Annotated in this window: 5 protein-coding genes; all 5 read right to left on the bottom strand. The window is 68.9% G+C overall.

Annotated elements, in window-relative coordinates:
• Positions 1 to 2,234: retention module-containing protein (locus tag ABIC63_RS29670; RefSeq protein ID WP_354322432.1), on the bottom strand; the 2,234-nt coding region annotated here is incomplete at its 3' end.
• 330 nt (positions 2,235 to 2,564) lie between these two features.
• Entirely contained in the window at positions 2,565 to 3,203 is a 639-nt protein-coding gene (locus ABIC63_RS29665) for a helix-turn-helix transcriptional regulator (protein ID WP_354322431.1), read from the bottom strand.
• Positions 3,204 to 3,251: 48 nt separating this feature from the next.
• The gene (locus tag ABIC63_RS29660; RefSeq protein WP_502935932.1) at positions 3,252 to 4,685 is read right to left on the bottom strand and encodes an HlyD family type I secretion periplasmic adaptor subunit; all 1,434 of its coding nucleotides are present in this window, start codon (positions 4,683 to 4,685) and stop codon (positions 3,252 to 3,254) included.
• Between the two features lie 15 nt (positions 4,686 to 4,700).
• On the bottom strand, positions 4,701 to 6,890 hold the full coding sequence (locus ABIC63_RS29655) for a type I secretion system permease/ATPase (RefSeq protein WP_354322430.1): 2,190 nt from the start codon (positions 6,888 to 6,890) through the stop codon (positions 4,701 to 4,703).
• A gap of 15 nt (positions 6,891 to 6,905) precedes the next feature.
• On the bottom strand, positions 6,906 to 7,235 hold the full coding sequence (locus tag ABIC63_RS29650; protein ID WP_354322434.1) for a hypothetical protein: 330 nt from the start codon (positions 7,233 to 7,235) through the stop codon (positions 6,906 to 6,908).
• Positions 7,236 to 8,029: the final 794 nt, after the last annotated feature.

Below are 8,029 nucleotides of genomic sequence, written 5' to 3'. Positions count from 1 at the left end.
GTCGCCGTGCCACCCGCCAGCACCGCCGCCTGCCCCGCCACCTGGAACGAGGCCACGCTCAGCACGTTGTCCACGTCGCGGTCGTTGGTCAGCACATTGCCCAGCGCCGGGCTGTCTTCCGTCGTCGTCTTCACGTCCGGCGCCAGCACGCTGGCGTCGTCCACCGGCGTGATGCCGACGAACACGGTGGACGTCGCCGTGCCCCCGTTGCCATCGCTCACCACCACGGTGAACTGGTCGCTGCCGTTGTAGTCCTTGGCGGGCGTGTAGGTGTAGCTGCCGTCGGTGTTGACCACCACGGTGCCATGCGTCGGGTCGCTGCCCTTGGTGAAGGTCAGCGGATCACCGTCCACATCGGTGGCGGCCACCTTGCCGGACACGGGCGTGTCCTCGGGCGTCGTGATGCGGTAGTCGCCCGTGGTCGGGTCGAAGGTCTGGCCGTTCGGCGGGCTGGGCGGGTCCACCGGCACCGGCGGATCATTGACCGGCGTGATGCCCACGAACACCGTGGACGTGGCCGTGCCGCCATTGCCATCGCTCACCACCACGGTGAACTGGTCGCTGCCGTTGTAGTCCTTGGCGGGCGTGTAGGTGTAGCTGCCGTCGGCGTTGACCACCACCGTGCCGTGCGTCGGATCGCTGCCCTTGGTGAAGGTCAGCGGGTCGCCGTCCACATCGTTCGCCGCCACCTTGCCGGACACCGGCGTGTCCTCGGGCGTCGTGATGCGGTAGTCGCCCGTGGTCGGGTCGAAGGTCTGGCCGTTCGGCGGGCTGGGCGGGTCCACCGGCACCGGCGGATCGTTCACCGGCGTGATGCCCACGAACACCGTCGAGGTGGCCGTGCCGCCGTTGCCGTCGCTCACCACCACGGTGAACTGGTCGCTGCCGTTGTAGTCCTTGGCGGGCGTGTAGGTGTAGCTGCCGTCGGCGTTGACCACCACCGTGCCGTGCACCGGGTCGCTGCCCTTGGTGAAGGTCAGCGGATCACCGTCCACATCGTTCGCCGCCACCTTGCCGGACACGGGCGTGTCCTCGGGCGTCGTGATGCGGTAGTCGCCCGTGGTCGGGTCGAAGGTCTGGCCGTTCGGCGGGCTGGGCGGGTCCACCGGCACCGGCGGATCGTTCACCGGCGTGATGCCCACGAACACCGTGGACGTGGCCGTGCCGCCATTGCCGTCGCTCACCACCACGGTGAACTGGTCGCTGCCGTTGTAGTCCTTGGCAGGCGTGTACGTATAGCTGCCGTCGGTGTTGACGACCACCGTGCCATGCGTCGGATCGCTGCCCTTGGTGAAGGTCAGCGGGTCGCCGTCCACGTCGGTGGCGGCCACCTTGCCGGACACGGGCGTGTCCTCGGGCGTCGTGATGCGGTAGTTGCCGGTGGCCGGGTCGAAGTTCTGGCCGGCAGGCGGGTTCTCCGGGTTGGCGGGCACGGGCGCGTCGTTGACCGGCGTGACCGTCACGTTGACGGTGGCGGTGGTGGTGCCGCCCTGGCCGTCGCTCACGGTCACGGTGAAGCTGTCCGGGCCGTTGTAGTCCTTGGCCGGGGTGTAGACGTACGTGCCGTCTGCATTGACCACGACCACGCCGTGTTGCGGATTGCCGGCGGCGGAATAGGTCAGCAGGTTGCCGTCGATGTCGGTCGCGTTGACCCGGCCCGCGATCGGCGTGTCTTCGGGCGTGGTCACGCTGGCGTTCTCGGCCGTCGGCGGATTGTTGGCGGCATCGGCCAGCAGCAGGCTCGGGCTGGGCGGCAACGCCGCAGTCGGCAGTGCAGAGGCATTGGCCTGGGCCAGGCTCAGCGAGGGCGTGGTTTCGACGATGCGGTCCAGCACCACGAAGGAATGGCCTTCGCTGGCTTCGCCGCCCGTCAGGCCGGCGGCGGTCGGATCCAGATCCTGGAACGGGTCTTCGCCCCGGTTGAGCGCCTGGATCACCTGGTCCACCGCGGCGGTGCCCTTGTTGACCGCTCCTTCGGAGCGCTCCGGCGTGGGCGCGGCGCCCAGCATCTCGGCATTGGTCGACACCTCGCGCGGGCCGGCCACCACCAGCTCGCCACCCGGCGTGCGCATCTCGACGAGGGCGCCGTCCTCGATGACGAGCTGCTGCCCTTCGCGGACGAGATCGCCCACCTGCAGCGCGCGCAGCTGGCCGGAAGGCAGCCGGATGAAGGCTTTGCCGGTCAGAGCGGTGATGGTCCCGGTGGCAGCGGCAGCGGTCGTGGTGGTGGCCATGGCGTGGATATCAGTGAAAAAACGTTACGAAAAATGTTAAGTAACGTTTCCTCCTCGCACATTGGCCTTGAGGACAATGCCGGCACGCCTGGATGCGGAACTAGTTCACGGTTTTGCGTGTGATCGCTGGAAAACGGCCGCATGCGGTGCGAATCCGGCGGCGCCGGCCCTCCCCGCGCCCCTACACAGCCGATGAATCGTGCCCGGCCCTTCCCCAGGGCAGTTCGGCCTGCCCGGCCGTTCGAGCCGCGACCGGGGCGGCGCACCCGAATGCCGCCGCGCGCTGCTGGTGGGCGCGGGCGGGGCCGGCTCCCGCAGGGGGAGCAGGCGCTACCGGATGCCGTGCACGCGCAGCGCCAGCTGCAGGCGGTCGGCCACGCCCAGCTTGTCGAAGGCCGTCGACAGGTGGGCCTTGACCGTGCGCGCCGTGATGCCCAGGCGCTCGGCGATGGCGTCGTTGGCCTCGCCCAGCGAGGCGAGTTCAGCCACCTCGCGTTCGCGCACCGTCAGGTCCTGGGCCCAGGCGGCAGCAGGGACCGCCCTGGCCGCCGGGGCTGGCGGCCGTTCATCCAGCAGCCGAAGCAGGCGGGTGAGCAGGTCGCGCCCCACCCACAACTCGCCCGAGGCCACCACCTGCAGCGCCTGCCGCACAGTGGGCAGTGGCGCATAGAGATGGCAGAAGCCGCCGGCACCGGCCTGGAGCACGGCGGCCCCCTGCCGGTCGTCGGGTGCGCCCAGGCCCACCAGGGCATCGATGCCGGACAGCCGGCTTGGCCAGCCCGCGTCCTGCCAGCCGGGCAGTCCGGGCATCTGCCCGTCCATCAGCACCAGCCGCCGACCCTGGGCTCGCCAATCCGCCAGGGCCGACAGATCCGCGCCGCGCACCACCGGCCAGCCGCTGCCCAGCGGCGCCCAACGGCCGGCAAGCACGTCGTCATGGGTGAGGATAAGCAGGGGTTCAGGCGTCATCGACAGCAGGCAGACAGGATCATGGACGGCAAAGAAACGCAGCCAGGCTCAACGCTCCGTGAGCGCACGCTCCTTGGCTCGCAGCACCGGCTTGAGCAGGTACGACAGCACCGTCTTCTTGCCGGTCAGGATGTCCACCTCGGCCACCATGCCGGGCAGGATGGGCAGCTTCTGCTCGCCGATCTCGCTCTTGGTGGTGCGCACCCGCACCAGGTAGAAGGCGTTGCCCTTCTCGTCGGTGACGGTGTCGGCGCCGATGGTCTCCAGCTTGCCGTCCAGCGATCCGTAGGTGGCGAAGTCGTAGGCGGTGAACTTGACGATGGCCGGCTGCCCGGGCACCAGGAAGGCGATGTCGCGCGGTGCCACCTTGGTCTCCAGCAACAGCGTGTCGTCGCTGGGCACCACTTCGAGGATCTGCTTGCCCGGCTGCACCACGCCGCCCACGGTGTTGGCCATCAGCTGCTTGACGATGCCGCGCACCGGCGAGCGGATCTCGGCCTGCTTGACGCGGTCGGCCAGGCCCACGCTGCCGGCCTGCAGTGCGCCGAGCTTGGTGGTCACCTCCGACAGTTCGCTGCGGGCCTGGTTGCGCAGGGTCAGGTCCACTTCCTCGATCTTGCGCTGGGCCTCGCCGATGGCGGCCTGGATACGCGGGATCTGGGCCGAGGCCATGTCGCGCTCGCCGCGGAAGCGGGCCACGTCGCGCTCCAGGCGCAGCAGCTCCACCTCGGACACGGCGCCGGTGCGGATCAGCGGACGCGTCACCTCCAGTTCCTTGGCGGTGAGCTGGTAGCTCTGCGAGGCCTGGGCCTGCTTGGAAGCCACCTCGGCCAGCTCCTGCCGGCGCTGCGCCAGCTGCTGGCGCGCCACGCCGACCGAAGCCTCGAGCTCGGCGCGGCGGGATTCGTAGGCCACGCGCTCCTGCTCCACCACGTCGGGGATGGCCTTGCGCACCTCTTCCGGCACGTTGAAGGGCTTGCCCGAGGCCAGCGCCTCCAGCCGCGCAGCGCGCGCCTGCAGCGTGTAGACCTGGGCCTTGTTCTCGGCCAGCGAGGAGTTGAAGCGCGTCGGGTCGATGCGCAGCAGCACCTGGCCGACATCCACCTTCTGACCTTCGCGTACCAGGATCTCGGAGACGATGCCGCCGTCCAGGCTCTGGATCTGCTGCACCTGGCGCGAGGGGATCACCTTGCCCTCGCCGCGGGTCACCTCGTTCAGCTTGGCAAAGGCGGCCCACACCAGCAGCACCACGAAGGCCGCGAGCGTGATCCACACGGCCAGCCGGGCGCCGCGGGCCTTCTGCTCGGCAATGGCCCATTCGGCATCGGCGCCGAAGTCCTTCTCGTCGTGCAGTTCGGCGCGCTCGGCGCCATCCATCCAGCGGTCGAAGACGCGGCCCACGCGGGCGGCGAAGCGCGACCAGCGGCGGGACAAACGGGCGAAGAAGGTGTTCTTCTGGGGAACGGTCTTGATCTGCAACATGTGCCTGCCCTCCCCTCAGCCCGCACGGCCCACACGGCCCTGCTGCAGCGCCTGGATGACCTGCGCCTTGGGGCCGTCGGCCACCACCTGGCCGTTGTCCATCACGATCAGCCGGTCCACCAGGTCCAGCAGCGAGGTGCGATGAGTGATGAGCAGCATCGTCTTGTTGCGCGCAAAGTGCGCCAGGCGGCTCTTCAGCCGCTCCTCGCTCTGGTGGTCCATGCTGGACGAGGGCTCGTCCAGCAGCAGGATGGGCGGATCGGCCAGCACGGCGCGCGCGATGGCCACCGCCTGGCGCTGGCCACCCGAGAGCGACTCGCCGCGCTCGCCCACCAGCATGTCGTAGCCCTGCGGATGGGCGTCGGCAAATTCGGCCACGCCCGACAGGTCGGCCGCCGCCAGCACCGCGCTGTCGTCGGCGAAGGGCGCGCCCAGCGTGATGTTGTGGCGCAGCGAGCCATAGAACAGGCTGATGTCCTGCGGCACGAAGCCGATGGCGCGCCGCAGCTCGGCCGGGTCGAGCTGGCGCGAGTCGATGCCGTCGATCAGCACCTGGCCGCGCGAAGGCCGCCACAGGCCCAGCACCATCTTCTCGAGCGTGGTCTTGCCCGAGCCGATGCGGCCGATGATGCCCACCTTCTCGCCCGGCGCGATGCGCAGGCTCACGCCGCGCAGCACGCCCTGCTCGCGGCCAGGATAGGCGAAGTGCACGTCCTTGAATTCGATGGCGCCCTGGAACTGCGGGCGATGCACGAAGGGCGCGTCCTCGGGGCGCTCCACCGGCATGGTCATGGTCTGCTCTACCGAGGTGAGCGAGGTGCGCGCCTGGTGGTACTGCGTCAGCAGCGCCGCCACCTGCCCCAGCGGCGCCAGCGCGCGGCCCGAGAGCATGGAGGCCGCGATGATGCCGCCCATGGTGATGTGCGCATCCTCCAGCTGGTAGACGCCGACGATGACCACGCAGATGGTGGTCAGCTGCATCACGAACTGGGTGAAATTGACGTTGGCCGAGGACAGCAGCTTGAGCCGCGAGCCCACCTGCGCGAGGAAGCGCGTGGAGCGCTCCCACTGGCGCTGCACCGTACCTTCGGCACCTAGGGTCTTGACGGTCTCCAGGCTCACCAGGCTCTCGACCAGCACCGCATTGCGCTGGGCCGAGGCGCGGTAGGTGGTCTCGGTCAGGTCGTGCATCTTGTGCTGCACCAGCAGCGAGGCGACGACCACCAGCAGGATGCCCACCACCGGCGGCACCACCACCCAGGGCGAGATCCACACCATCGCCCCCAGGAACAGGAAGATGAAGGGCAGGTCCACCAGCGTGGTGAGCGTGGCCGAGGCGATGAAGTCGCGCACCGACTCGAAGCTGCGCAGATTGGAGGCGAAGGAGCCTGCCGAGGCCGGCCGCGCGTCCATGCGCAGGCCCATGACCCGCTCCATGATCTGCGAGGAGAGGTGCACGTCGATGCGCTTGCTGGCTGTATCGACGATGTAGGCCCGCACGGTGCGCAGCACGAAGTCGAACACCAGCACCAGCAGCACGCCGATGGCCAGCACCCACAGCGTGTCGGTGGCGCGATTGGGCACCACGCGGTCGTACACGTTCATCGAATAGAGGGGCACCGCCAGCGCGAACAGGTTGACGGCCAGGGCCGCCAGCAGCGCGTCGCGGTACAGACGCCAGTTCTGCAGCACCACGCCCCAGAACCAGTGGCGCCCGCGCAGCGCGCTCACCTGCGGCGCACGGGCCTCGAAGCGGAAGCGCGGGCGCAGCAGCACGGCCACGCCGATGTATTCGGCGGCCAGGGCCTCGGCGTCGATCACCTCGGAGGATTCACCGAACTCGGGCCGGCGGATGCGCAGGCGGCCGTCCTCCAGCCGCTCCTGCAGCACGCAGGCATGGCCATTGGCCAGCAGCAGGATGGCCGGCAAGTGCGACGTGCCCAGGCCTTCGAGGGGCCGCCGCACCAGCCGGGCGGCCAGGTGGGCCCGGCCGGCGGCGCGCAGCAGCAGCGAGGGCGTCAGGCGGCTGTCCACCAGCGGCAGCCCGGCGGTGAGCGCCTCGGCGCTCCAGGGCTGGCCATGCATCTGGGTGATGGCGATCAGGCAGTCGAGCAGCGGGTCTTCGTGCAGCAGCCGTTCGTCCGGAACATGGGAAGGCGCAGCCGTGCGTGCAGGAGGCACGCTGGTGTCGGGCGTGGAGGACATTCGTCGGGAAAAGGGTCAGATGACGTCGTCGCCAGGCAACAGGTCCAGGCGGCCACGCAGGTGCTGGCGCAGGTCCTTGCGGGCGAGCAGCTTGCGCTGGGCCTCCAGCGGCAGGTCGGTCAGGCGCAGCAGGTTCTTGTCGATCAGCGCGTCGATGACGTCCTCCAGCACCCGGATGAAATCGCTGTCCAGGTTGCCGAAGGCCGCCGTCGCCCCAGGTGCCGCTTCGCCCACGAAGGCCCGCACTTCGGCGGCCTGGGCATCCAGCCATTCGCTGGCCTGAGGCTGCGCCGTGGCGAACATCGCCACGATCTCTCCCTGGAAGTTGCGTTGGACGAAAGGCATGAGATGTAACGGAAAGGGCTAAGCCTTTCGACTGAAACTGAAGTTCATGTTAGCTGAATTAACTATAGTAAAAAGATGTGAAATTCCTGACTCAAACCCCTATCAGGTACTTTTTGCTGGGGAAATCACACGCGGCACCGCCTTTCCGGCGACCGCCGAACGCCGGATTCCACCGGACTGGTTATGTTTTATTCACTTTTCGGGATGTGCAAGGCAGGGCGGCTGTCCGAGCGGACGAGTCAAATCCACCTCCGGTGCGAGTGCCGCGACGCTGAGCCGGCAGAGGGTGCCGGCATGCGCGCTCCCGGTGCACGCTCGCGCTGACCGGCTTGTTGCATGGGACGGGTGCTCGCTCTCCACCGAAGTGCTTGCCGCACTGCACGGCGCCGCGAATGGCACCTCCGCACGCACACCGGCACCCTCCGCCTCGACGCTGCGCGCGAGCCCTCCATCTTTGCGACCCTGGGCCACGAGAGCATGAGGCCACAAGGCCCTACCGCCCTACCGCCCTACCGCCCTACCGCCCTACCGCCATAGAGCCATAGAGCCATAGAGCCGTAGGGCCGTAGAGCCCCGGGGGCATGGAGCAACGCAGGCCAGTCCACCCCAGACCGTTCGGGCTGAGCCTGTCGAAGCCCCGCCCCCAGGGTTGCATGGCGTCGGGAAGTGCCAGGTTTTCACGCCGCGCGCCACCTCGCCCTTCGACAGGCTTGTATGGTTTGGTTTCCATCAACCAAACCGTAAGAAAGGGCGAGGAGCCGGGATGTAGGGACATCGACAAGCATCGGCGGTAG

Source organism: Pseudacidovorax sp. 1753 (genome assembly GCF_040544975.1).
GTDB lineage: Bacteria > Pseudomonadota > Gammaproteobacteria > Burkholderiales > Burkholderiaceae_C > Xenophilus.
Note: the sequence above shows the minus strand (reverse complement) of the source record. Positions and strands in the feature narration are given on the sequence as shown.

What these genes read in the sequence shown, in the direction of transcription:
- ABIC63_RS29665 (WP_354322431.1), bottom strand. Translation starts at nt 3,203, where the DNA reads ATGACGCCTGAACCCCTGCTTATCCTCACCCATGACGACGTGCTTGCC.
- ABIC63_RS29655 (WP_354322430.1), bottom strand. Translation starts at nt 6,890, where the DNA reads ATGTCCTCCACGCCCGACACCAGCGTGCCTCCTGCACGCACGGCTGCG.
- ABIC63_RS29650 (WP_354322434.1), bottom strand. Translation starts at nt 7,235, where the DNA reads ATGCCTTTCGTCCAACGCAACTTCCAGGGAGAGATCGTGGCGATGTTC.
- ABIC63_RS29660 (WP_502935932.1), bottom strand. Translation starts at nt 4,685, where the DNA reads ATGTTGCAGATCAAGACCGTTCCCCAGAAGAACACCTTCTTCGCCCGT.